This window comes from Bradyrhizobium sp. HKCCYLS3077 (assembly GCF_051167555.1).
GTDB lineage: Bacteria > Pseudomonadota > Alphaproteobacteria > Rhizobiales > Xanthobacteraceae > Bradyrhizobium.
The window spans coordinates 189,592-212,849 of the sequence record NZ_JBNPTH010000010.1; the positions used below are offsets into that span (position 1 = coordinate 189,592).

The 23,258-nt window shown below is 65.2% G+C and carries 20 protein-coding genes; 17 read left to right on the plus strand and 3 right to left on the minus strand.

All coding sequences use genetic code 11. The features are described 5' to 3' along the window. Positions 1–8 precede the first annotated feature (8 nt). Together ACQR0Z_RS32250 and ACQR0Z_RS32255 are read right to left on the minus strand one after the other, a co-directional pair. Positions 9–1,175, minus strand: a complete 1,167-nt coding sequence (locus ACQR0Z_RS32250) for a DUF2865 domain-containing protein (RefSeq protein ID WP_434921324.1) — start codon at positions 1,173–1,175, stop codon at positions 9–11. 153 nt (positions 1,176–1,328) lie between these two features. Continuing rightward, positions 1,329–1,637, minus strand: coding sequence for a hypothetical protein (locus ACQR0Z_RS32255; RefSeq protein WP_434921325.1), 309 nt, complete (start codon positions 1,635–1,637; stop codon positions 1,329–1,331). A gap of 374 nt (positions 1,638–2,011) precedes the next feature. Here ACQR0Z_RS32255 and cysS point away from each other — a divergent pair, with 374 nt between their 5' ends. The 4 genes from cysS to ACQR0Z_RS32275 all read left to right on the plus strand — a co-directional run bounded on the left by cysS (position 2,012) and on the right by ACQR0Z_RS32275 (position 6,119). Beyond that, positions 2,012–3,421 (plus strand): cysteine--tRNA ligase, encoded by a 1,410-nt coding sequence (cysS, locus tag ACQR0Z_RS32260; RefSeq protein ID WP_434921326.1) that lies wholly within the window; start codon positions 2,012–2,014, stop codon positions 3,419–3,421. 115 nt (positions 3,422–3,536) lie between these two features. Further along, entirely contained in the window at positions 3,537–4,037 is a 501-nt protein-coding gene (locus ACQR0Z_RS32265) for a GNAT family N-acetyltransferase (RefSeq protein WP_434921327.1), read from the plus strand. After that, positions 4,034–5,632 (plus strand): citramalate synthase, encoded by a 1,599-nt coding sequence (gene cimA, locus ACQR0Z_RS32270; RefSeq protein ID WP_434921328.1) that lies wholly within the window; start codon positions 4,034–4,036, stop codon positions 5,630–5,632. Before ACQR0Z_RS32265 ends, cimA begins: the two co-directional genes overlap by 4 nt. Positions 5,633–5,741: 109 nt before the next feature. Then, positions 5,742–6,119, plus strand: coding sequence for a VOC family protein (locus tag ACQR0Z_RS32275; RefSeq protein WP_434921329.1), 378 nt, complete (start codon positions 5,742–5,744; stop codon positions 6,117–6,119). Between the two features lie 3 nt (positions 6,120–6,122). On the opposite strand, the gene ACQR0Z_RS32280 is transcribed toward ACQR0Z_RS32275, so the two are convergent. Further along, a complete protein-coding gene (locus ACQR0Z_RS32280) occupies positions 6,123–6,725 on the minus strand; it encodes a TIGR00730 family Rossman fold protein (RefSeq protein WP_434857633.1) in 603 nt (200 codons plus the stop codon). A gap of 226 nt (positions 6,726–6,951) precedes the next feature. Here ACQR0Z_RS32280 and ACQR0Z_RS32285 point away from each other — a divergent pair, with 226 nt between their 5' ends. The 13 genes from ACQR0Z_RS32285 to ACQR0Z_RS32345 all read left to right on the plus strand — a co-directional run bounded on the left by ACQR0Z_RS32285 (position 6,952) and on the right by ACQR0Z_RS32345 (position 23,152). Continuing rightward, positions 6,952–8,925, plus strand: a complete 1,974-nt coding sequence (locus ACQR0Z_RS32285) for an ABCB family ABC transporter ATP-binding protein/permease (RefSeq protein ID WP_434921330.1) — start codon at positions 6,952–6,954, stop codon at positions 8,923–8,925. A gap of 132 nt (positions 8,926–9,057) precedes the next feature. Further along, positions 9,058–9,756: a phosphatidylserine decarboxylase gene (locus ACQR0Z_RS32290; protein WP_434857631.1), complete on the plus strand. Its 699-nt coding sequence runs from the start codon at positions 9,058–9,060 to the stop codon at positions 9,754–9,756. Positions 9,757–9,843: 87 nt separating this feature from the next. After that, positions 9,844–10,725: a CDP-alcohol phosphatidyltransferase family protein gene (locus ACQR0Z_RS32295; protein ID WP_434921331.1), complete on the plus strand. Its 882-nt coding sequence runs from the start codon at positions 9,844–9,846 to the stop codon at positions 10,723–10,725. Between the two features lie 182 nt (positions 10,726–10,907). Beyond that, a complete protein-coding gene (locus tag ACQR0Z_RS32300; protein ID WP_434921336.1) occupies positions 10,908–11,543 on the plus strand; it encodes an RraA family protein in 636 nt (211 codons plus the stop codon). A 247-nt stretch (positions 11,544–11,790) separates the two neighbouring features. Then, positions 11,791–13,989 (plus strand): ATP-binding protein, encoded by a 2,199-nt coding sequence (locus tag ACQR0Z_RS32305; RefSeq protein WP_434921332.1) that lies wholly within the window; start codon positions 11,791–11,793, stop codon positions 13,987–13,989. Next, on the plus strand, positions 13,986–14,348 hold the full coding sequence (locus tag ACQR0Z_RS32310; RefSeq protein WP_434857627.1) for an Hpt domain-containing protein: 363 nt from the start codon (positions 13,986–13,988) through the stop codon (positions 14,346–14,348). The genes ACQR0Z_RS32305 and ACQR0Z_RS32310 overlap by 4 nt, the downstream gene beginning before the upstream one ends. A gap of 176 nt (positions 14,349–14,524) precedes the next feature. After that, positions 14,525–15,298, plus strand: coding sequence for a motility protein A (locus ACQR0Z_RS32315; RefSeq protein WP_009028798.1), 774 nt, complete (start codon positions 14,525–14,527; stop codon positions 15,296–15,298). Positions 15,299–15,334: 36 nt separating this feature from the next. After that, the gene (locus tag ACQR0Z_RS32320) at positions 15,335–16,165 is read left to right on the plus strand and encodes a flagellar motor protein MotB (RefSeq protein WP_434857626.1); all 831 of its coding nucleotides are present in this window, start codon (positions 15,335–15,337) and stop codon (positions 16,163–16,165) included. Between the two features lie 255 nt (positions 16,166–16,420). Next, complete coding sequence (locus ACQR0Z_RS32325) at positions 16,421–18,319, plus strand: potassium transporter Kup (protein ID WP_434857625.1); 1,899 nt, start codon at positions 16,421–16,423, stop codon at positions 18,317–18,319. 150 nt (positions 18,320–18,469) lie between these two features. Further along, positions 18,470–20,392 carry a potassium transporter Kup gene (locus ACQR0Z_RS32330; protein WP_434876790.1) on the plus strand — a complete coding sequence of 641 codons (1,923 nt, stop codon included), beginning with the start codon at positions 18,470–18,472 and terminating at the stop codon, positions 20,390–20,392. Positions 20,393–20,536: 144 nt separating this feature from the next. Continuing rightward, complete coding sequence (locus ACQR0Z_RS32335; protein ID WP_315720728.1) at positions 20,537–20,866, plus strand: rhodanese-like domain-containing protein; 330 nt, start codon at positions 20,537–20,539, stop codon at positions 20,864–20,866. Between the two features lie 9 nt (positions 20,867–20,875). Next, on the plus strand, positions 20,876–22,039 hold the full coding sequence (locus ACQR0Z_RS32340; protein ID WP_434921333.1) for an aminotransferase: 1,164 nt from the start codon (positions 20,876–20,878) through the stop codon (positions 22,037–22,039). A 12-nt stretch (positions 22,040–22,051) separates the two neighbouring features. Beyond that, on the plus strand, positions 22,052–23,152 hold the full coding sequence (locus ACQR0Z_RS32345; RefSeq protein WP_434857622.1) for a polyamine ABC transporter substrate-binding protein: 1,101 nt from the start codon (positions 22,052–22,054) through the stop codon (positions 23,150–23,152). Positions 23,153–23,258 lie beyond the last annotated feature (106 nt).

The window sequence follows — 23,258 nt, forward strand, 5'->3', positions numbered from 1 at the left end:
GAGATTGCTCAACGCGCCGGGATGAAGGTCGGTCCGACCGTGCGGATCTGCTTGTCGCCGCCCGCGCCGGTCGTGGTGTCGGCGGTCGTGGTCTGCGGCGCGGTCTCGGCAGGAGCGGCGCCCTTCTTGGCAGCGGTGGCCGGCGGCTTGCCGCTCTGGCGCTGCTGCATCCGCTTGGCGCTCTCCTCGGTGACGATGATGTCGCCCTGTTCGGCCGCCGAGGCTCGCTCGTCGATCGACTTCAGTGCGTCGGCCCAGGTCTGACCCGGCGCCTTGCAGGAGCAGGTCGGGTTGAACTCGGTGCGATATTTGAACGCGTTCGGCAGGGCGGTGTACGACTGGCCATTGACCGAGACCGCCTGGTTCATGTCCTCGCCGGGATTGCGATAGGTGAACAAGGTCGCCTCGGCGGCGGGGCATTGCGCCTTGCAGGCGCGCTCGTCATCGGCGAAGCGGCCGGGAACGGTGGCGAACGAGATCGGGAAATAGGCGCCGTCGCAGGTGCGCACGCAGACGGTCCGGTAGGTGCCCTGCGGTGCGGCGAGATCGGCGCTGGGGGGCGGCAGCGAGGCGGCCGGGTTGGTCTCGCCGCCGCCGCCGAACAGATTGGTCAGGAAGTTGCCGCCGCCACCTCCGCCGCCGCGATTCGCATATTGCTGATACTGCGGGCCGCAATTGTTCTGGCCGAGCGCGGCCAGCACCGAGCGGCGCTGGTTGTCGCGCTCACCGCCGAAACCGCCGCCGCGCAGCCGCTCCAGGCTGCCGGTGATCTGGTCGAGATTGGCGCGCATCTGCTGCAGCTGGTTGTTGACCGGCTGGCACTCGGCCGCGCGGCCGTTGAAGATCGAGAAGAAGCCGGGGCTGTCGCAGCCCATCCGCTTGGCCTGCGTGCTGACGCGATCGAGTTCGGCCTGCTGCTTGGCGGCCGCGTCCTGATAGCGCCGGATCTGGTCCTCGCGTCCGGGATCGCCGCCACCGCCGCCGCGCTCGATCGAGGCGAGCTGCGCCTCGAGCCGGGGGCAGATCGGGTTCACGCCGGCCTGTGCAACAGGCGGTCCGGGCGGCATCTGCGCATAGGAATCGGAACTGGATTGCGCCAGGGCGTGCGAGCCGGTCAGGGACAGTCCGAGCAGCGCAGTGAAGGCCAGCAGGCGCGGAGACAGGGATGCGATCAAGATGCGGTATTCCGGTCCATGGGTGCTGCCGCGGAGCTAGCACAGAATTCGGAAAAATCGCGGCAGCGGCGGGCTTCCCATAGCCGCTTTGTCGGGCAGCGTCACGTCGATTCCGGGGCGGGCGGAAGGCGGAAGCGGCTGTTCCCGCGGGCCTCAGCGCTGGCAGGTGATCGCGACATAGTCGCTGCAGGCGCCGCGGGCGCAATTTCCAGCCGCTTTCGGCACCGATCCGGTGATTTCCTCGGGGTCGACACGACGGTAGGAGGAGGCCTGCGCAAAATCGCGTGATTGGCAGTAGGAGCGCGCCGCCGAGGCGCCGCATCTGTCGCCCTTGGCCAGGCACTGGTCGACGCCGTAGCCGTCGGATTCGTTGGCGATGATGAAGATGCGGCTCTCCGCGCGAGCGGTGCTCGCGACGGCAAGGAGGACAGAGCAGGCGAGCAGCGCCGAAGAGATTCGCATGGTGCACCGGTCGATGGAGGAGACAACCCATGGTTAGGCCAAAAAGGTTAACAATGATTAACCAAGAGGCAGGGCGCGTGGATTTGGGCGGCGAAAGCGGCCGTTTTGCGGCTCTTGACGGCAACATCCCGCTGCATCATGGTGAAACCCATGAACGGTTTCCTCGCCATCTGCTGCATTTGCCGCGAGATTATTCGCTAGCGATTCGCTGGCTGAGGCCGTCTTTTCTCAACAGAGATGATCAGGACGCCCGGCCGGCAGGTCGGAGGCGTGAATTTGCCGTGGCTGGTCCGCCTGCGGACCGTCGGCTGGCGTAGGGCATCCGTGACGTCTCGCCTTGGCGGGACGCGAGCAAGGGCATTCGGGGACGGACCATGGAATTGCGTTTGTACGACACCGCATCGCGAGAGAAGCGCCCCTTCGTGCCGCTCGATCCCGACAATGTCCGCATGTATGTCTGCGGACCGACGGTCTATGACTTCGCCCATATCGGCAATGCGCGCCCGGTGATCGTCTTCGACGTGCTGTTCCGGCTGCTGCGGCACATCTACGGCAAGGATCACGTCACCTACGTCCGCAACATCACGGACGTCGATGACAAGATTAATGCGCGCGCGGCGCGCGACTTTCCCGGGCTGCCGCTGAACGAGGCGATCCGCAAGGTCACCGAGGTGACCGCGAACCAGTTCCACAGCGACGCGGCTGCGCTCGGCAGCCTGCCGCCGACCTTCGAGCCGCGGGCGACGGAGTTCGTGCTGCCGCGCCCCGACGGCAAGGCGGACATGGTGACGCTGATCCGGCAACTGATCGCGCGCGGCCACGCCTATGAGGCCGGCGGCGAGGTGCTGTTCGACACGTCGTCAATGCCGGATTACGGCGCGCTGTCGGGCCGCAAGCTCGACGAGCAGCTCGCCGGCGCGCGTGTCGCGGTTGACGCGCACAAGAAGAACCCGGCCGACTTCGTGCTGTGGAAGCAGTCCTCGGCCGACGAGCCGGGCTGGGATAGCCCGTGGGGCCGCGGCCGCCCCGGATGGCACATCGAGTGCTCGGCGATGAGCGCCGCCTATCTCGGCGAGGTCTTTGACATCCATGGCGGCGGGCTCGACCTGATCTTCCCGCATCATGAGAACGAGATCGCGCAGTCGCGCTGCGCCCACGGCACGTCTGTCATGGCGAACTACTGGCTGCACAACGAATTCGTGCAGGTCGAGGGCGCCAAGATGTCGAAGAGTCTCGGCAACTTCGTGACCATCCGTGACCTGCTCGCGGATTGGCCCGGCGAGGTGCTGCGCCTCAACATGCTCAAGATGCACTACCGCTCGCCGGCCGACTGGACGCTCAAGAACCTCGAGGAGAGCGCCAAGACGCTCGACGACTGGTACCGCGTCGCGGCCGACGCACCGGGCGAGCAGCCGGACCCCGCGGTGGTCGCCGCGCTGCTCGACGATCTCAACACGCCGCTGATGATCGCCGAACTGCATGCGTTGCGTTCGCGGGCGGCTGCGGGCAGCGAAGCCGAACGCGCGGCGTTCTCGGGCTCACTGCGCTTTGCCGGTTTCCTGTCCGACACGGCTGCGCAGTGGGAAGCCCGCAAGCAGCAGGCCAAGGGCGTCGATGCCGCCAAAGTTGAAGGGCTGATTGCCGAGCGCGCTGCGGCGCGTGGGCGCAAGGACTTCAAGGAATCCGACCGCATCCGTGACGAACTCGCCGCGATGGGCGTGGTGCTGAAGGATGGCAAAAGCGCCGACGGCAAGCCGGTGACGACCTGGGAGATCGCGCGATGAGCAGGCCCGACACGCCATTCCCCAGACACTGGCTGTACTACATCGGACTGAAGCTGGTGCTGATCGCCGGCGCGGTGGCGCTGGTCACGAAGCTCTACGGCATGTGGTGACGGACATGGGACAGGCAATTCCGAAGGCCGCGCTGCGGCCGTTTCTCCCCACCGACACGCCGCTGCTCGCCGCGATCTTCGTCGCCAGCATCCAGGAGCTGACCTCGGACGACTACAGCGAGGAGCAGCAGGAGGCCTGGGCCGCCGCCGCCGAGAACGAGGCGAGCTTCGGCAAGAAGCTGGCGTCGGAGCTGACTCTGATCGCGACCTTGCAGGGCTCGCCGGTCGGCTTCGCTGCGCTCAAGGGCAATGACCATATCGATATGCTCTACGTGCATCCGAGCGCGGTCGGGCAGGGCGTCGGCGCCATGCTGTGCGACGCGCTGGAGAAGCTGGCGGGGGCGCGCGGCACGACAGGCCTCTCCGTCGATGCCAGCGACACCGCGGTCGATTTCTTCCGCAAGCGCGGCTACGTCGCGCAGCAGCGCAACAGCGTCTCGATCAATGGCGAGTGGCTCGCCAACACCACGATGAAGAAGGCGCTCGGCGAAGGGGCGCAGGCATGAGCAGAGAGCGTCTCTATCTGTTCGACACCACCTTGCGCGACGGCGCGCAGACCAACGGCGTCGACTTCACGCTCGCCGACAAGCAGGTCATCGCGCGCCTGCTCGACGATCTCGGCATCGACTATGTCGAGGGCGGCTATCCCGGCGCCAATCCGCTCGACACGGAATTCTTCGCCGAGCGGCCGAAGCTGGGACACGCCCGGTTCACCGCGTTCGGCATGACCCGCCGCGCGGGGCGCTCGGTCTCCAATGATCCGGGTGTCGCGGCGCTGCTGGATGCCAAGGCGGATGCGATCTGCTTCGTCGCAAAATCCTCGGCCTATCAGGTGCGCGTGGCGCTGGAGACCACCAACGAGGAGAACCTCGCCTCAATCCGCGACAGCGTCGGGGCGGCCAAGGCCGCGGGGCGCGAGGTGATGCTCGACTGCGAGCACTTCTTCGACGGCTACAAGGAGAACGCCGAGTTCGCGCTGGCCTGTGCCCGCACTGCCTATGAGGCCGGCGCGCGCTGGGTCGTGCTGTGCGACACCAATGGCGGGACCATGCCGCATGAGATCGAGGCCATTGTCGGCGAGGTCGTCAAGCATGTACCGGGCGATCACCTCGGCATTCACGCCCATAACGACACCGAGCAGGCGGTGGCGAATTCGCTCGCGGCGGTGCGGGCCGGCGTTCGCCAGATCCAGGGCACTTTGAACGGCCTCGGCGAGCGCTGCGGTAACGCCAATCTGTGCTCGATGATCCCGACGTTGAAGCTGAAGACCGAGTTTTCCGATCGCTTCGAGATCGGCGTCTCCGACCAGCAGCTCGGCGGGCTGATGAAGGTGTCGCGTACGCTCGATGACATGCTGAACCGCGCTCCGAACCGCCACGCGCCTTACGTCGGCGAGAGCGCCTTCGTCACCAAGACCGGCATCCATGCCTCCGCCGTGCTGAAGGACCCACACACCTACGAGCATGTGCTGCCCGAGAGCGTTGGCAATCATCGCAAGGTGCTGGTATCTGACCAGGCCGGCCGCTCCAACGTGATCGCGGCGCTCGAGCGCGGCGGCATTCCCTTCAACAAGACTGATCCGAAGCTGACGCGGCTCGTCGAAGAGCTGAAGGAGCGCGAGGCCATGGGCTATGCCTATGAGTCCGCCAACGCCTCGTTCGAGCTGCTGGCGCGGCGCACCCTGGGCTCGGTGCCGGAGTATTTCCGGGTCGAGCAGTTCGACGTCAATGTCGAGCAGCGCTATAACGCGCTCGGCGAGCGCGTCACGGTGGCGCTCGCCGTGGTCAAGGTCGACGTCGCCGGCGAGCGGCTGATCTCGGCCGCCGAAGGCAACGGTCCGGTGAACGCGCTCGACGTCGCCTTGCGCAAGGATCTCGGCAAGTACCAGGGCTTCATCGACGGATTGAAGCTGATCGACTACCGCGTCCGCATCCTCAATGGCGGCACCGAGGCGGTGACGCGCGTGCTGATCGAGAGCGAGGACGAGACCGGCGAGCGCTGGACCACGGTCGGCGTATCGCCCAACATCATCGACGCCTCGTTCCAGGCGCTGATGGATTCGGTGTTCTACAAGCTGGTGAAGTCAGGCGCGGCGGGATGAGATGATGCTTCGTCATTGCGAGCGAAGCAATCCAGGGCGGCATGCGCGACCCTGGATTGCTTCGTCGCTTCGCTCCTCGCAATGACGTGGAGAGGCCGAGGGCAAACGCATGATCGACCACATCTCTGTCGGCGTCAGTGATCTCGCCCGCAGTGCGCGCTTCTACGAATTGGCGCTGGCGCAGTTGGGCATGACCCGGCTCGTCGAACGGCCGACGAATATCGGCTTCGGCAAGACTTATCCGGAACTCTGGATCAATCTCCGCCCCAGCATGGCGCGCGTTCCGGCTGATACCGGGTCGCATCTCTGCTTCAGAGCAAAGACCACCGGCCAGGTCGATGCATTCCATGCGGCGGCGGTGGAGGCGGGCGGTATCTCCGATGGCGCGCCGGGGCTGCGGCCGCATGATCGCGTGCGCTACTATGCCGCCTTCGTGCTCGATCCCGATGGCAACCGGATCGAGGCCGTCACATTTCCGAGCGAGTAGGAGTCAGAGCCGCTTGGCGATCTCCGGTACCATCTCGGTCTCTTCCTTGGCGACGCGGGCGGCCGCCTCGCGCAGGCGCGGCAGGATGTCCTCGGCGCGGTCGGCCTTGAGCAGTTCGATCTGGAAGCCCGGCCGGATGAACTCGGTCTCGCGCATGTGGGCGAGCAACGAAAACAGCGGCTCCCAGAAGCCGTCGATATTGGCCATCAGCACCGGCTTGGCGTGGCGCCCGAGCTGCTTCCAGGTGAGCTGCTCGACCAGTTCCTCGAGCGTGCCGATACCGCCGGGCAGGGCGACGAACGCGTCGGAGTGCTCGAACATCAGCCGCTTGCGCTCATGCATGTCGGGCGTGACGATGAGGTCCTTGAGCGGCATCATGACCTCCTTCTTCACCAGGAAGTCCGGAATGATGCCCGTGACGTCGCCGCCATGGTCGAGCACGGCCTTGGCGACTGCGCCCATCATGCCGATGGAGCCGCCGCCATAGACGAGCCTGACGCCGTTCTCGGCGAGCGCCTTGCCGAGGGTTTTCGCCGATTCGATGAAGCTGGGATTGGTGCCCGGGCCGGAGCCGCAATAGACACAGACGGTGCGGATTTCAGTCATATGATGGATGTGACACTGCAGCTGAAAGGCGTCAAGACGAGGGCGGACCGGGTGGTTCGCGGGGATTTACGGGCAATCCAACCGATCTGAATCAAGTTATGCAATTACTGCGCCGCCGCAACGGATTCCGTCGACGCACGGGTGCATCTGGCGGTCGAACACTCTATATGGAGCGGGCTGCCCCGCCTCATAACAGGCCAACATCGCCGCTGTTCCAGATCGTTTGATGCCTCCCGATTCGTCTCCTCATCACGGTGCCGCCGAGTCTCCCGCCTCCCTGGAGCAGGGAACGCTGGCCGGCACGCTGCGGCACCTGTGGCCCTTCATCTGGCCGAGTGATCGCGCCGATCTGAAGATGCGCGTGCTGTGGTCGGTGGTGCTGCTGCTCGCCGCCAAGGTCGCGACCCTGGTGCTGCCCTTCACCTTCAAATGGGCCACCGACGCGCTGACGGGCGCCAACACCGCACCGGTCCAACCCGACAATTGGGCGTTCTGGCTGGTGGCCTCGCCAATCGTGATGACCGCGAGCTATGGCGGCATGCGCGTGCTGATGGCAGTGCTGACGCAATGGCGCGACGGCATCTTTGCCCGCGTCGCCATGCATGCGGTGCGCAAGCTCGCGACCATCACCTTCGTCCACATGCACGAATTGTCACTGCGCTTCCACCTGGAGCGCAAGACCGGCGGGCTGACCCGGGTGCTCGAACGGGGGCGGAACGCGATCGAGACCATCGTCCGCATGGTGATCCTGCAGCTGATCCCGACCATCGTCGAGGTGTCGCTGCTGACGGCCGTGCTGCTGTGGCAGTTCGACTGGCGCTACGTGCTGGTCACGCTGACGATGGTCGCGGCCTATCTGTACTACACCTATATCGCGACCGAGTGGCGGATCGAGATCCGTCGGCGGATGAACGATTCCGATACCGAGGCCAATACCAAGGCGATCGACTCGCTGCTCAACTATGAGACCGTGAAATATTTCGGCGCCGAGGCGCGCGAGGCCGATCGCTACGACCGCTCGATGGAGCGTTACGAGCGTGCCAGCGTGAAGACCTATACCTCGCTCGCGGTGCTCAATGCCGGGCAGGCGGTGATCTTCACGATCGGGCTGACGGTCGCCATGCTGATGTGCGCCCATGGCGTCCGCGAAGGCCGCAACACGGTCGGCGACTTCGTCATGATCAACAGCATGATGATCCAGCTCTACCAGCCCTTGAATTTCATGGGCATGGTGTATCGCGAGATCAAGCAGGCGATCATCGACATCGAGAAGATGTTCGGCGTGCTCACGCGGGATGCCGAGGTGAAGGACGCGCCGGGCGCCAGGCCGCTGGTCGTGAGCTCGGGCGCGGTGCGCTTCGAGGACGTCCGTTTCGCCTATGAGCCGGATCGGCCGATCCTGCAGGGGCTGAGCTTCGAGGTGCCGGCCGGCAAGACGGTCGCCATCGTCGGCCCTTCCGGCGCCGGCAAGTCGACGATTTCCCGGCTGCTGTTCCGGCTTTACGACGTCTCCGGCGGCCGCATCCTGATCGACGGGCAGGACATCCGCGCGGTCAGCCAGGTGTCCCTGCGCGCGCAGATCGGCATGGTCCCGCAGGATACCGTGCTGTTCAACGACACCATCCGCTACAACATCCGCTACGGGCGCTGGGACGCGGACGATGCCGCCGTCGAGGAAGCGGCGCGCCTCGCTCAGATCGACGGGCTGATCAAGATGGCGCCGAAGGGCTACGAAACCCAGGTCGGCGAGCGCGGTCTCAAGCTGTCCGGCGGCGAGAAGCAGCGCGTGGCCATCGCCCGCACCATCCTCAAGGGGCCGCCGATCCTGGTGCTCGATGAGGCAACCTCGGCGCTCGACAGCCATACCGAGCAGGAGATCCAGGATGCGCTCGACCGCGTGTCGCGCAACCGCACCTCCCTCGTCATCGCGCACCGGCTCTCGACCATCGTCGCGGCCGATGAGATCATTGTGCTCGACCGCGGCCGGATCGCCGAGCGCGGCACCCACGGCGAGCTGCTGGCCAGAGGCGGGCTGTATGCCAGCATGTGGAACCGGCAGCGCGAGGCCGAGGAGGCGCGCGAAAAGCTGGCCAAGATCGGCGACGACGCCGCTGCGCCCAACCGCAATCCGCCGGCGCGGGGCGAGCCCGACATGAGCGGACCCGAACTGCCCGGGTCCGTTGCCAGTGCGGCCGAGTGAATTCTCGGCGGTTGCCGTGATCCGAACGCAAGGACTCGTTAAGGATTCATTTTGACCTTCGGCGTCCGGCGACCTAGTCAAGGCGGCGGTCCGCTCTGAGGTCAGAGGGACATCATCTCAACGAAGCAGGCCATGTCGATCAGCAATTCCATCCGTGCCCAGATCCCGCCGATCCACCCCGAAGGTTATCCCTTCATCGGCGGATTTGCCCTCGTCAGCCTGATCCTGTTCTGGATCTTCACCCCGCTCGGCTGGATCGGCACGCTGCTCACCGTCTGGTGCGCGCTGTTCTTCCGCGACCCCATCCGCGTGACGCCACAGCGGGAAGGGCTGGTGGTGGCGCCGGCCGATGGGAAGATCTCGATGATCACCCGCGCGCTGCCGCCGGCGGAGCTCGGCCTCGGCGATCGCCCGCTGCTGCGGGTCTCGATCTTCATGAGCGTGTTCAACGTCCATGTGAACCGGGCTCCGGTGGCCGGTCGGATCGAGAAGATTGCCTATCGCCCGGGGGCCTTCATCAATGCCGAGCTCGACAAGGCGAGCGAGGACAATGAGCGCAACTCGCTCGCGATCTCGACGCCGCATGGCCGGATCGGCGTGGTCCAGATCGCCGGCCTCGTGGCGCGCCGGATCGTATCGTTCGTACGGGAAGGGCAGACGATCGGCGCAGGCGAGCGCTTCGGGCTGATCCGCTTCGGGTCGCGGCTCGACGTCTATTTCCCCGATGGCACCGAGGTTCTGGTCTCGGAAGGACAGACGGCCATCGCCGGTGAAACCATCCTGGCCGATTTCGACGTTCCGGTGCCCGGCCTGACGTTCAGGAGCCAGTGAACCGTCCTCGCCCGATGACGACCCATTAAGGGGGCCTTGAGCCAAGTTCAGGCACAAGGTCCCGGCAAAACCATCCCTGGTGTGATCATGAGCTTCGATCCGAACTCTCCCGAACTGCGCCGCCGGCGTTTCCGGCCGATTCCGGTGCGGTTGCTGGTCCCGAACATGATCACGCTGCTGGCGATCTGTGCCGGCCTGACCGCGATCCGGCTGTCGACCGAGGGCCGGATGGAGCTCGCGGTCGGTGCGATCGTGTTTGCCGCCTTCCTCGACGGCATCGACGGCCGCATCGCCCGCATGATCAAGGGGCAGTCGAAGTTCGGCGCGGAGCTCGACAGCCTCGCCGATTTCGTCAATTTCGGCGTCGCGCCCGGCCTGATCCTGTATTTCTGGCAGTTGCACGAGCTGCGCGACGGCGGCTGGATCGCGGCCATGATGTACGCCATCAGCGGCGGCCTGCGGCTGGCGCGCTTCAATGCCAGCATCGACGATCCCAACAAGCCGCCGTTCGCCGCGAACTTCTTCACCGGCGTGCCGGCGCCGCTCGGCGCCATCACGGTGCTGCTGCCGGTCTATCTCGCCTTCCTCGATCTGCCCAAGCCGCCCGCCCTGGTGACGGCCTTCTACACGCTGCTGATCGCCTTCCTGATGGTGTCACGGCTGCCGGTGTTCTCCGGCAAGACCACGCGGATGCGCGTCTCGCCCGAGCTGGTGCTGCCGGTGTTCGCCTCGGTGGTGTTCTTCGTGGCGCTGCTGGTGGTCTATCCCTGGCACATCCTGTCGGCGGGCTCGATCCTCTACATCCTGAGCCTGCCGTTCGGCTGGCGGCTGTATCGCCAGCAGGCCGCGCGGCATGCCGCGGCGCTTGGCGCCTCGGCGGCGCCTCGGGCCGCTGCTACGTCGAGCCCCGCCTTTGCGCCGCCGCCTTCTGCCGAGCAGGAGCAGCATCCGCCTGAGCGGCTGCATTGACCTCAGCACATGGCCCCGCGCTTTGCCGGCTCGGGGCGCGTCAGTTATACCGGGTGCAAGGACGGACGTGAGATCCGTCCCTCACATCCGGAGACAACGCCTTGACCAATTCCGCCGCGCCGGTCGCTCCATCCGTTCTCGAGGCGCTCGCGCGCTATGACACGCCGACCATCTGCAACGCCATGGAGATCGTGGCGCCTGATCGCCGCCTGATCGGCTACACCACCAAGCCGCTGGTCTGTCCGTTTCCCGATCTGCCGCCCATGGTCGGCTATGCGCGGACCGCGACGATCCGCTCCGTGGTCAAGTCCGGCCTGCCGGCCGAAGAGCAGGCACGGCGGCGCACCGACTATTACGAATATGTCGGCACCGGTCACGGTCCGCGTATCGTGGTGATCCAGGACATCGACGGCCCCGATATCGGCTATGGCGCCTTTTGGGGCGAGGTGCAGAGCAATGTGCACAAGGCGCTCGGCTGCCTCGGCGTGATCACCGACGGCTCGATCCGCGACATCCCGCAATGGGCACCGGGTTTCCAGACGCTGGCCGGCTCGATCGGCCCGTCGCATGCCTGGGTGCATGCCGAGAGCTTTGGCGGCGAGGTCCGTGTCGCCGGCATGACGGTGCGTTCGGATGACCTGATCCACTCCGACCGCCACGGCGCGATCGTGATCCCCCACGACATCGCCGCCAGCCTGCCAGAGGCGGCCGAACTGTGTGCCCGGCGCGAGACGCCGATCCTGGAGATCGCGCGCGCGGCGGATTTCTCCCTCGAGAAGCTCAAGGACGCGCTGAAGCGCTCGGCGGAAATCCACTGAGCGCGGCTCACCCGATGAACTCCCTGAGCCGCTCCGTCGCGACGGCGCGGCTCAGGGCTCATCCGGACGACTACGGGGGCGCGCGAGAAGCACGTCGGACTGATGAATGGCGGTGATTGATTACCCGTCGACGCGCAAGACCGGACTTGAGTTGAAGCGGTCCGCGCGCGTTCAGAAGATTTTATCCATCAAGCTTTACCTGATGGCGAGCCTGGACGGATAGGCATGTCGCTCGAGGGCGAAAGACATGCGCAGGCTGATCTCCAAATCGATGCCGTTGTTCGAGTGGCTCGACCAGACCGTCGACAGGATCGTGCGGCTGGTTGGACATTTCGGCAGCGCCGTCATCGGCCTGTCGGCGATCGCGGTGGTCTGGGCCGGCATCTTCTACACGGTTTCCGAAGAGTATTCACGCACCGAGCAGTCGGCCTTGAAGAACGGCGCCAATCTCGCGCGCGCGTTCGAGGAGCAGATCATCCGCTCGATCCGCGCCGCGGATCAAACGCTGCTCTATGTGCGGGATACCTACGCCAAGGACCCGCAAAATTTCGACATGTCGCTGTGGGCGAAGCACAGTCAGTTCCTGTCCGATTTCTCGTTCCAGGTGGTCGTGATCGGCAGGGACGGCATCATGCTGTCCAGCAACATCGATCCGAAGATGCGCGGTCTCGACCTGCATGACCGCGAACACTTCCGCGTCCATGCTGACGGCAAGGACGACGTCCTGTTCATCAGCAAGCCGATCTTCGGACGCGTCTCGAATAAATGGTCGATCCAGCTGACGCGCCGGATCATCATGCCGGACAACTCGTTCGGAGGCGTCGTCGTCGTATCGCTCGATCCCGCCTATCTCTCGAGCTTCTACAATTCGGTCGATCTCGGCAAGCAGGGCAATGTGACGCTTGCGGGTCTGGATGGCATCATCCGCGCGCGGGCCTCGGCCGCCTCGAGCGGCGTAGGCACCTCTCTTGCCGGCAGCCCGATCATGTCGGCCATTCAGAACAAGAGCAGCGGCTCCTACACGGCGCGCAGCCAGGTCGACGGCATCGCCAGGATCTATTCGTTTCAGCGGGTGAAGGGTCACCCGCTGGTCGTCGTCGTCGGTCAGGCCACCGAGGAGGTCTTCGCCGCGTTCAAGCGCGATCGCGATCGTGATTTCCTGGTCGGGGCGCTGTTGACGGTGATCATCGGGATCGTCACGATCCTCATCGCGCGCTATCAGGCAGGCCTCGCCGCCTCGCGCGACGCGGCCGAGGCGGGCACGCGGGCGCGGTCGGAATTTCTGGCGATGATGAGCCACGAAATTCGCACGCCGATGAACGGCGTCATCGGCCTGGCAGATCTGCTGCTGTCTGCCGATCTGGCGCCGGAGCAGCGCAAGATCGCCATGACCTTGCGTGAATCGGCGGACTATCTGCTGCAACTCCTCAATGACGTCCTCGATTTTTCCAAGCTCGATGCCGATCGCCTGGAGATCGAGCACATCGAGTTCGATCTGCATCGTTCGGTGACCGCCACCGCCGAACTGCTGGTGTCGCGGGCCAAGGAGAAGGGCCTGCAGCTCACCACCTCGATCGCGCCCGACGTGCCGAACTATGTGGTCGGCGATCCCGCGCGACTGCGTCAGGTGCTGTTCAACCTCGTCGGCAATGCGCTCAAATTCACCGAGGCCGGCAGCGTGCATGTCGACGTGCGGGCCGAGGGCCTGACCGGCCAAAATCTCACGTTGGTGTTTTCGGTGGCGGATACCGGCGTCGGCATCCCTGCGGAGGCCGTCGGCCGCCTGTTCAAGCAGTTCTCGCAGGTCGACAATTCCATCTCGCGCCGGTTCGGCGGCACGGGCCTTGGGCTCGCGATCTGCAAGCGCCTGGTCACCTGCATGGGCGGCGACATCAAGGTGCAGAGCAAGGTGGGCGAGGGCAGTACCTTCACCTTCTCCATCGAGGTGCAGCCGCAGCCGCACCCCGATGTCGAGCATGTGAGCGCTCCCGAGGCGACGATCGCGCCGGCTAGCGCGGCGACCATCTCCGAGGAGCGGCCGGCCGGCGCCGAGCCGCTGAAGGTCCTCGTGGCCGAGGACAATCTGACCAATCAGTTCGTGATCAAGAAGCTGCTGGACAAGCTCGGCCACGCCTACGACATCGTCGAGAACGGCACCCAGGCCATCGCGGCGGTGCAGAAGCAGACCTACGATCTCATCCTGATGGACATGATGATGCCGGAGATGGACGGCCTCACCGCGACGCGGATGATCCGCTCGCTGCCGCCGCCCGCCCAGGACATCTACATCATCGCTCTGACGGCCAACGCCACCAGCCAGGATCACCTGGCTTGCACCGATGCCGGCATGAACGACTTCGTGACCAAGCCGGTCACGCGGGATCGACTGAACGCCGCTCTGCTCCGCGCGGCCGCTGCCACGAACAAGGAAAGGCTTGTCGCATGACCGACCTGGTGCAATTCGATGAAACCGTCTACCAGATCCTGATCTCCGAGCTCGGTGAGGAAGACGCGCTCGAGGTGCTCAGGACCTTCCTGGACGACACCTCCAGCAAGTTCGGCAAGCTGGCCTCCAAGTTCGAGGATCGCCAGGAGCTCAGGCGCGAGGCGCATTCCATCAAGAGTTCGTCGGCGACGTTCGGCTTCTCGGCGCTGTCGCGGCTGTCGCGCGAGCTCGAAGCGGGCTCGGCGACGATGGAGCCGGCGCAGATGCTGGAGATGGTGCATAAGATGGAAAAATCGTTCGAACAGGCGGTCCTGTTCGCCGAGGCAAATCTGCTCAAGTCGGGCGCGGCCGCGGCCTGAGTGCAGCGCGCGTAGAGATGCGCATCGCTTCTCTTCGTCTGTTTACCTCTCATTATGCCTACCAAATTCGGTAACCCGTCCTTAATGGCGCGCATCTAATCTAAATTGCGCGTGGGGCAGGGCCGCGCGCCCGTCCAGGATGGCCGGTTGTTCGCGTATGCGGGTGGAGTAAGCTCATGGATATCATGACGGGCGCAGGGCTCGTGGTCGGCGTGATCGTCATCGCCGTGATGATGCTGCTGGGCGGCGATTTCGGCATGTTCGTCAGCGATCACGCTGCGATCATCATCTTCGGCGGCTCCACCGCCGCCACCATGATCCGCTTTCCGCTCGGTGCGATCGCCCATGGCGTCCCGCTCGGCATGAAGTTCGTGTTCACGATGAGCCGGCTGTCGGCTCGCGAGCTCGTCGACGAACTCGCCCGCATCGCCGAGATCGCCCGCAAGCAGGGCCCGGTCGGCCTGGAAAAGGTCGAGACCGACGAGCCATTCCTCGCCAAAGGCATCCGCTACGTGGCCGACGGCTACGACCTCGAATTTATCCGCGACAATCTCGAGCGTGACCGCGACAATTTCCTGATGCATCTCGACGAGGGCAGCAAGATCTATCGCGCCGTCGGCGACTGCGCCCCGGCCTTCGGCATGATCGGCACGCTCATCGGCATGGTGCAGATGTTCGCCAACATGACCGACCCCTCGAAGCTCGGCCCGTTCATGGCGACCGCGCTGCTCGCGACGCTGTACGGCGCGCTGGTCGCCAACCTGATCTGTCTGCCGATCGCCGACAAGCTGCACGGCAAGCTGCTCGACGAAGAGACCAACCGCACGCTGATCATCGACGGCATCCTGATGATCCGCGACTCCAAGAGCCCGGCGCTCGTGCGCGAAATGCTGCTGGCCTATCTGCCGGAGAAGCATCGCCATGCCGAAGGCGAGCCCGTGCCGGCCTGATCGGCGGGCAGGGGGCGTTCCGGGGCGGGGTGAACGATGGCCAAGAAGAAACGAGGCGATGCGCATGGTGGCGGTCACGGCTGGTTCGTGACCTTCGCCGACCTGATGGGGCTGCTGCTCGCCTTCTTCGTCATGCTGGTCGCGTTCTCGACCATGGACAACAACAAGCTGAAAGTCGTCGCCGGTTCGATGCGCGACGCCTTCGGCATGCAGACCGAGTCGCGCTACTCGGGCATCGTTGAATCCGACGGCTTGCCGACGCGTCCGAAGCTGAAGAACGCCGCCCATATCTCGCCGGAGGAAACCGCGCGCGATCCGAGCCCCGAGCAGGAGGAGCGCCAGCATACCAACGGCGCCAGGCTCAAGACCGACCGGCAGTTCGCGCTGGCCTCCGCCTCGCTGCGCCAGGCGCTGCAGGACATGCCGGAGATGACCGAAATCTCCAAGCACATCATGTTCGAGGAGACCAAGCAGGGTCTGAACCTCGAGATCGTCGACCAGGATGGCCGCTCGATGTTCGCCGACGGCTCCAAGGTGCCGTATGATCGCACCCGGCGCTTGATCGAGAAGCTGGCGGCGCCGCTCAAGGCAACGCCGCTGCGTGTGCAGATTACCGGGCATACCGCTGCCGGCTTCGTCCCGTCCCGCAGCGATTACGGCGGCTTCGACCTGTCGGCCGATCGTGCCAATGCCGTCCGCCAGATCCTGGAGCGGGAAGGGCTGCCGCCGAGCCACATCTATGCGGTGTCCGGCAAGTCGGACACCCAGCCGCTGTTCCCTGACGACCCCTCGCTGGCCGCCAATCGTCGGGTCACGATCACCTTGATGCGGGAAGACCCGCCGTTGCCGCCGGACCTCAAGCCGTAGCCGCACCGCGCCCGGCCGGGCAGCCGGGACAGACAGCCGGCCGGCGCGCCCTTGATTCGCCGCCAGCGGACCCGACATTGGCTCCGGCAACCTTGTCCTGCCGATCAACAGGCCGCGCTGCGTCAAAAGACATCTGTGTAGCGGTCGCTTCGCGTGCGGCCCTGGAACGAAGGTCTGCTACGGTAGAGACTTGACCTGCGGTCGGTCTGCGTCCACACGCGCCGGGCCAAACGGGAAAGATGCGTTCCAAGCGACATGACGGCCACCACGACACCGACCGAAGGACAGGAAACCGCGAGCACGTCGGGGTTCTGGGGGCTGACGCTGGGCAGCATCGGCGTCGTCTTCGGTGACATCGGCACCTCGCCGCTCTACGCGTTCCGCGAGGCGGCACATGGCGCTGCTCACGGGCAGCCGGTGTCGCGCATGATCGTGCTCGGCGTGCTCTCCCTGATCCTCTGGTCCCTCTTCATCGTTGTGACCGCGAAATATGTGCTGCTGCTGTTGCGGGCGGACAACAATGGCGAGGGCGGAACGCTGTCGCTGATGGCGCTCGGCCAGCGCGCGCTTGGCAGGCGCAGCCTGTTCCTGCTGTCGCTCGGCGTCGTGGGCGCCTCGATGTTCATCGGCGATTCGATGATCACGCCTGCGATCTCGGTGCTGTCAGCGGTGGAAGGCCTCAAGCTCGCGGCGCCGGCGCTCGAGCACTATGTCGTGCCGCTCACCGTCATGATCCTGGTCGTGCTGTTCGCGGTGCAGAGCAAGGGGACGGCGCGGGTGGCCTCCGCCTTCGGTCCCGTCATGGTCACGTGGTTCACGTGCCTTGCGGTGATGGGTCTCGTCCACATCAGCGATGACCCGTCCGTGCTCGCCGCGATCAATCCCTACTACGCGGTGCAGTTCCTGCTTTCGCATGGCACCGTCGGCCTGGTCACGCTGGGGGCGGTCTTTCTCGCCGTCACCGGTGGCGAAGCGCTGTATGCCGATCTCGGTCATTTCGGCCGCAAGCCGATCCAGTCGGCCTGGTTGTTCTTCGTCTTGCCGGCCCTGCTGATCAATTATTTCGGGCAGGGCGCGCTGGTGCTGTCGGATCCCAGCGCGATCGAGAACTCCTTCTATCGCATGGTGCCCGAGATCCTGCTGCTGCCGCTGGTGGTGCTCGCCACCGCCGCGACGGTCATCGCGAGCCAGGCCGTCATCACTGGCGCCTATTCGCTGGTGAGCCAGGCGGTCCAGCTCGGCCTGCTGCCCCGCTTCGAAGTGCGCTACACCTCCGAGAGCCACGCCGGGCAGATCTATCTGCCGCGCGTCAACCGGCTGCTGCTGATCGGCGTGATGTTGCTGGTGCTGCTGTTCAGGACGTCCAGCAATCTCGCCTCCGCCTATGGCATCGCGGTCTCCACCACCATGGTGGCCGACGGCATCATGGGCTTCGTCGTGATCTGGAAGCTGTGGAACCTGCGCGCCGCCGTTGCGGCTGCGATCATCGTCCCCTTCGTCGTGGTCGACACCAGCTTCTTCGCCGCGAACCTGCTCAAGCTCTTTGAAGGCGCCTGGGTGCCGTTGCTGTTCGGAGTCGTGATGGCGGTGACGATCTGGACCTGGCGGCGCGGCTCGGCGATCCTGATCCAGAAAACCCGCAAGATCGAGGTCCCGCTCGACGACCTCGTTGCGAGCCTGGAGAAGCGGCCGCCGCACATCGTCAAGGGCACGGCGGTGTTCCTCACCAGCGACCCGACCTCCGTGCCGACCGCCTTGCTGCACAACCTCAAGCACAACAAGGTGCTGCATGAGCACAACGTGATCCTGACCATCGAGACCGCCCAGACGCCGCGAGTCGACGTGTCGGAGCGGGTGCGCATGGAGAAGATCAGCGAGAAGTTCTCCAAGGTGCGGCTGCGCTTCGGCTTCATGGAGTCGCCGAACGTGCCGCGCGCGCTCGCGGTGGCGCGCAAGCTCGGCTGGCAGTTCGACATCATGTCGACGTCGTTCTTCGTCTCGCGCCGTTCGCTGAAGCCGTCATCGCAATCCGGCATGCCGGCATGGCAGGATCACCTGTTCATCGGATTGAGCCGCTCCGCCAACGATGCCACGGACTACTTCCAGATCCCGACGGGACGGGTGGTGGAGGTTGGTACTCAGGTAACGATCTGAGCGGTTGGCGCATGGGCTTCGGACAATGTATGCTGGATTGCATGGCTGATCCGCAATCTCGTCCGGTCCGCTGTCAAAGCTTGTCGCTATAAGCCGCGCGCTCTGCCAGTTGTGCAGTGAAGCATTAACAAGTCCTCGAGGGGGCTACCCATGACAGTTGAAGCCGCAGCTACGCCCGCGGAAACGCCGGCGACCAACGGTCATGGCGAGACCCATTCGACCGCCAGCTTCAGCGCACTCACGCTTGGCAGCATCGGCGTCGTCTATGGCGATATTGGAACCAGCCCGCTCTACGCGCTCCGCGAGGCCGTTGCGGCAGCCAGCAGCAGCGGCGATCCGGCGCCGCACGCCGTCATGGGCGTGATCTCGCTGATCCTGTGGGCGCTCGTGGTGGTGGTGACGCTCAAATACGTGGTCATTCTGTTGCGGGCGGACAACAATGGCGAGGGCGGTACGCTGGCGCTGATGGCTTTGGCCCAGCGTGGCGTCGCGCGCGGCGCCAGTGTCATCGTGCTGCTCGGCATCATCAGTGGCGCATTGTTCTATGGCGACGCCGTCATCACGCCGGCCCTGTCCGTCCTGTCGGCCATCGAAGGCATCAAGCTCGTCACCGCGGCGTTCGATCCTTACGTCGTGCCCCTGACCATCGTCATCCTGGTCGCGCTGTTCGCCGTCCAGGTGCGCGGCACCGCCAAGGTGGCGGCGTTCTTCGGCCCGATCATGCTGGCCTGGTTCCTGATCATCGGCATCGCCGCCTTGCCGCCGATCATGCGCCATCCCGAAGTGCTCTGGGCGATCAACCCGCTCAACGCCGTGACCTTCATGCTGCATCACGGCGTCATCGGCTTCATCACACTCGGCGCAGTCTTCCTGGCTGTCACCGGCGCCGAGGCGCTCTATGCCGACCTCGGCCATTTCGGCAAGCGGCCGATCCAGACAGCCTGGCTGTTTGTCGTGCTGCCGTCGCTGGCGCTGAACTATCTGGGGCAGGGCGCGCTGGTGATCGCCGATTCCAAGGCGATCGAGAATCCGTTCTTCCTGATGTTCCCGGACTGGGCCCTGATCCCGATGGTGGCGCTCGCGACGGTGGCGACCGTCATCGCCAGCCAGGCCGTGATCACCGGCGCCTATTCGCTGACCCGGCAGGCGATCCAGCTCGGCCTGCTGCCGCGCTTCGAGATCCGCCACACCTCGGAGGCGCATTCCGGCCAGATCTACATCCCCCGCATCAACAAGCTGCTGCTGCTGTCGGTGGTGCTGCTGGTGCTGCTGTTCAAATCGTCGAGCGCGCTGGCCTCCGCCTACGGCATCTCGGTCACCGGCACCATGGTGGTGACGGCGATGATGGGCTTCGTCGTGATCTGGAAGGTCTGGAAATGGTCGCCATTCGCGGCGGCCGCGCTGATCGCGCCATTCCTGTTCCTGGATCTGACGTTTCTGTCGGCGAACCTTCTGAAGGTGTTCGAAGGCGGCTGGGTGCCGCTGGCGCTCGGCGGTTTCGTGATGACCTTGATGTATACGTGGCGTCGCGGCAGCCGGCTGCTGTTCGACAAGTCGCGCAAGCTGGAATTCCCGCTCGCCGACCTGGTCGCGATGCTCGAGAAGCGCCCGCCGCAGCGCGTGCCCGGCACTGCCGTGTTCCTGACCTCCGATCCGCTGAGCGCGCCGACCGCGCTGATGCACAGCCTGAAGCACTACAAGGTGCTGCACGAGAAAAACGTGATCCTGACGATCGAGACCGCGCCGACGCCGCGCATCGATCCCTCGGAGCGGGTCCGCCTGGAGCAGATCAGCCCGACCTTCTCCAAGGTGACCCTGCGCTTCGGCTTCATGGAGTCGCCGAACGTGCCGCGGGCGCTGGCGATCGCGCGCAAGCTCGGCTGGCAGTTCGACATCATGTCGACCTCGTTCTTCCTGTCGCGCCGCGCGCTGAAGCCGGCGGCGCATTCCGGCATGCCGCGCTGGCAGGATCACCTGTTCATCTCGATGAGCCGTTCCGCCAACGACGCGACGGACTATTTCCAGATCCCGAGCGGGCGCGTGGTCGAGGTCGGCACCCAGGTCACGATCTGACAGGTCACGATCTGACCGGATCGCTCCCGGCTCGGCGGCTGGCGCGTGCGCGGGACGGCTGCCGAACCGCTTGATTTTCGCGGCGTCTGGGGTGAGTTTGGCGCCTGTTCGGAGCCGTGTGCGGCTCCCTCGAAGGCTTGGAGGATGGGCGTGGCTGTTGTGCACGATTTGACCCCGCAGGACGTGGCCAAGGGGATCGCCGAAGGGCGAATTCTTCTGGTCGACGTGCGCGAGCCGAACGAAGTTGCTGCGGAAGCCTATCCCGACGGTGTCGTCGTTCCCCTGTCGGCCTTCGACCCGAAGCTCATCCCGGACCCCCAAGGCAAGGACGTCGTGTTCGCCTGCCGCTCGGGCAAGCGCTCGGTGACAGCCTCGCTCGCCGCGCAGGCGGCCGGGCTGCCCTATGACAAGCACCTGCAGGGCGGGATGCTGGGCTGGAAGGCGGCCGGTCTGCCAAGCAAGACCGGCGGCTGACGCGCGATCATGGTCTCGCAGAACAAGGTCTTCGCCGACCTGCCGGTCACCATTTTCGAGCAGATGTCGCAGCTCGCGCGCGACAACAACGCCATCAATCTGGGGCAGGGCTTTCCCGACGATCCGGGCCCGGAGGACATCCGCCGCGCCGCCGCGGACGCCGTCCTGAACGGCTACAACCAGTACCCGTCGATGATGGGCCTGCCGGAGCTGCGCCAGGCCATCGCCGCGCACTACAAGCACTGGCACAAGCTCGATCTCGACCCGATGAGCGAGGTCATGGTCACCTCGGGCGGGACCGAGGCGCTGACCTCCGCGATCCTGTCGGTGGTGGAGCCGGGCGACGAAGTCATCTGCTTCCAGCCGGTGTACGACTCGTATCTGCCGATCATCCGGCAGGCCGGCGGCATTCCAAAACTGCTGCGGCTCGAGCCGCCGCATTGGCGGCTGTCGGAGGAGATGCTGCGCTCCGCGTTCTCGCCGAAGACCAAGGCAGTGCTGTTCAACAACCCGCTGAATCCGGCGGCGGTGGTCTATCCGCGCGAGGACCTCGAACTGCTGGCGCGCTTCTGCCAGGAATTCGACGCGGTCGCGATCTGCGACGAGGTCTGGGAGCACGTGGTGTTCGACGGCCGCGAGCACATCCCGCTGATCACGATTCCCGGCATGCGCGACCGCACCATCAAGGTCGGCTCGGCGGGCAAGATCTTCTCGCTCACGGGGTGGAAGATCGGCTTCGTCTGCGCCGCGCCGCAGCTGCTGCGCGTTGCCGCCAAGGTGCATCAGTTCCTGACCTTCACGACCGCGCCGAACCTGCAGATGGCGGTGGCCTATGGCCTCGGCAAGTCCGACGACTACTTCGTCAACATGCGCGCCGAGCTGTCGCGCAGCCGCGACCGGCTCACGGCCGGGCTCGAGAGCCTCGGCTTTCCCGTGCTGAAGGCGCAAGGCACGTACTTCCTCACGGTCGACCTGTCGCCGCTCGGCCTCAACGAAACCGACGAGCAATTCTGCCGACGTATCGTTCACGACTACAAGGTGGCGGCGATTCCTGTGTCGGCGTTCTACGAGAAGGATGCGGTCACCTCCGTCGTCCGGTTCTGCTTCGCCAAGAAGGATGCCACGCTCGACACGGCGCTGGAGCGCCTGTCCGACGCCATTCACCGCCGCTAGGAGACAAGCTACATGATGCGCGGCCGCATTCGTATCGTGTTGGCTCTGGCCGCGCTGACGTTTTCGGTTGCGGCCAGCCGCGCCGAAGAGCGCGTCGTCAACTTCTACAACTGGTCGAACTACATGGCGCCGGGGGTCCTCGACGCCTTCACCAAAGAGACCGGGATCAAGGTCGTCTACGACACGTTCGATGCCAACGAGACCCTGGAGACGCGGCTGCTCGCCGGCAAGTCCGGCTACGACGTGGTCGTTCCCACCGCGTATTTCCTGCAGCGCCAGATCAAGGCCAAGATCTTCCAGCCGCTCGACAAGTCGAAGCTGCCGAACCTCGCCAATGCCTGGCCGGTCGTCACCGAGCGTCTGGCCGTCTACGATCCCGGCAACCAGTTCGCCGCCAACTACATGTGGGGCACGACCGGCATCGGCTACAACGTCAAGACGATCGAGAAGATCCTAGGACCTGGCGCGCGGATCGACAGCTGGGACATGGTGTTCAAGCCGGAGAACCTCGCCAAGTTCAAGGATTGCGGCGTCCACATGCTGGACTCTGCCGACGACATCTTTCCGGCGGCCCTGAACTACCTCGGTTTCGACCCGAACTCGACCAAGCAGGCGGATCTGGAAAAGGCGGCCGAGGTGGTCGGCAAGGTCGCGTCCTCCGTGCGGAAGTTTCATTCGTCGGAATACTTAAGCGCGCTCGCCACCGGCGAGATCTGCCTGGTCGTCGGCTGGTCCGGCGACATCATGCAGGCCAGGAGCCGCGCCGAGGAAGCGAAGAACGGCATCGAGATCGGCTACGCGATCCCGAGAGAGGGCGCGCAGATGTTCTTCGACAATTTTGCGATCCCCGCCGACGCCCAGCACGTGCCCGAAGCCTATGCGCTGATCAACTATCTCTACCGGCCGGAGGTCGCCGCCAAGAACTCGGATTTCCTGTCCTACGCCAACGGCAATCTGGCCAGCCAGAAGCTGATCGACCCGAAGATCCTCGGCGACAAGAACATCTATCCGGACGAGGCGACCTTGAAGAAGCTGTTCGTCATCACTGCCCGCGAGCCGGCCACGCAGCGGATCATCAATCGGCTCTGGACCAAGGTGAAGACGGGACGGTAGTCGTCACTATCGTCATTGCGAGCGAAGCGGTAACTGCCCAGGTGTCCGTCTGTATCGCTTGACTGGCCACATGTGTTTGTGAGTCAAGGTATGGATGAAGCTGCCG

Excerpts from the sequence above, each read along its gene's own strand:
- ACQR0Z_RS32305 (WP_434921332.1), top strand. The coding sequence starts at position 11,791 with ATGCGCAGGCTGATCTCCAAATCGATGCCGTTGTTCGAGTGGCTCGAC.
- ACQR0Z_RS32335 (WP_315720728.1), top strand. The coding sequence starts at position 20,537 with ATGGGCGTGGCTGTTGTGCACGATTTGACCCCGCAGGACGTGGCCAAG.
- ACQR0Z_RS32315 (WP_009028798.1), top strand. The coding sequence starts at position 14,525 with ATGGATATCATGACGGGCGCAGGGCTCGTGGTCGGCGTGATCGTCATC.
- ACQR0Z_RS32285 (WP_434921330.1), top strand. The coding sequence starts at position 6,952 with ATGCCTCCCGATTCGTCTCCTCATCACGGTGCCGCCGAGTCTCCCGCC.
- ACQR0Z_RS32255 (WP_434921325.1), bottom strand. The coding sequence starts at position 1,637 with ATGCGAATCTCTTCGGCGCTGCTCGCCTGCTCTGTCCTCCTTGCCGTC.
- ACQR0Z_RS32300 (WP_434921336.1), top strand. The coding sequence starts at position 10,908 with ATGGAGATCGTGGCGCCTGATCGCCGCCTGATCGGCTACACCACCAAG.
- ACQR0Z_RS32325 (WP_434857625.1), top strand. The coding sequence starts at position 16,421 with ATGACGGCCACCACGACACCGACCGAAGGACAGGAAACCGCGAGCACG.
- ACQR0Z_RS32290 (WP_434857631.1), top strand. The coding sequence starts at position 9,058 with ATGTCGATCAGCAATTCCATCCGTGCCCAGATCCCGCCGATCCACCCC.
- ACQR0Z_RS32265 (WP_434921327.1), top strand. The coding sequence starts at position 3,537 with ATGGGACAGGCAATTCCGAAGGCCGCGCTGCGGCCGTTTCTCCCCACC.
- ACQR0Z_RS32280 (WP_434857633.1), bottom strand. The coding sequence starts at position 6,725 with ATGACTGAAATCCGCACCGTCTGTGTCTATTGCGGCTCCGGCCCGGGC.
- ACQR0Z_RS32340 (WP_434921333.1), top strand. The coding sequence starts at position 20,876 with ATGGTCTCGCAGAACAAGGTCTTCGCCGACCTGCCGGTCACCATTTTC.
- ACQR0Z_RS32320 (WP_434857626.1), top strand. The coding sequence starts at position 15,335 with ATGGCCAAGAAGAAACGAGGCGATGCGCATGGTGGCGGTCACGGCTGG.
- ACQR0Z_RS32345 (WP_434857622.1), top strand. The coding sequence starts at position 22,052 with ATGATGCGCGGCCGCATTCGTATCGTGTTGGCTCTGGCCGCGCTGACG.
- ACQR0Z_RS32295 (WP_434921331.1), top strand. The coding sequence starts at position 9,844 with ATGAGCTTCGATCCGAACTCTCCCGAACTGCGCCGCCGGCGTTTCCGG.
- cysS (WP_434921326.1), top strand. The coding sequence starts at position 2,012 with ATGGAATTGCGTTTGTACGACACCGCATCGCGAGAGAAGCGCCCCTTC.
- ACQR0Z_RS32275 (WP_434921329.1), top strand. The coding sequence starts at position 5,742 with ATGATCGACCACATCTCTGTCGGCGTCAGTGATCTCGCCCGCAGTGCG.
- cimA (WP_434921328.1), top strand. The coding sequence starts at position 4,034 with ATGAGCAGAGAGCGTCTCTATCTGTTCGACACCACCTTGCGCGACGGC.
- ACQR0Z_RS32310 (WP_434857627.1), top strand. The coding sequence starts at position 13,986 with ATGACCGACCTGGTGCAATTCGATGAAACCGTCTACCAGATCCTGATC.
- ACQR0Z_RS32330 (WP_434876790.1), top strand. The coding sequence starts at position 18,470 with ATGACAGTTGAAGCCGCAGCTACGCCCGCGGAAACGCCGGCGACCAAC.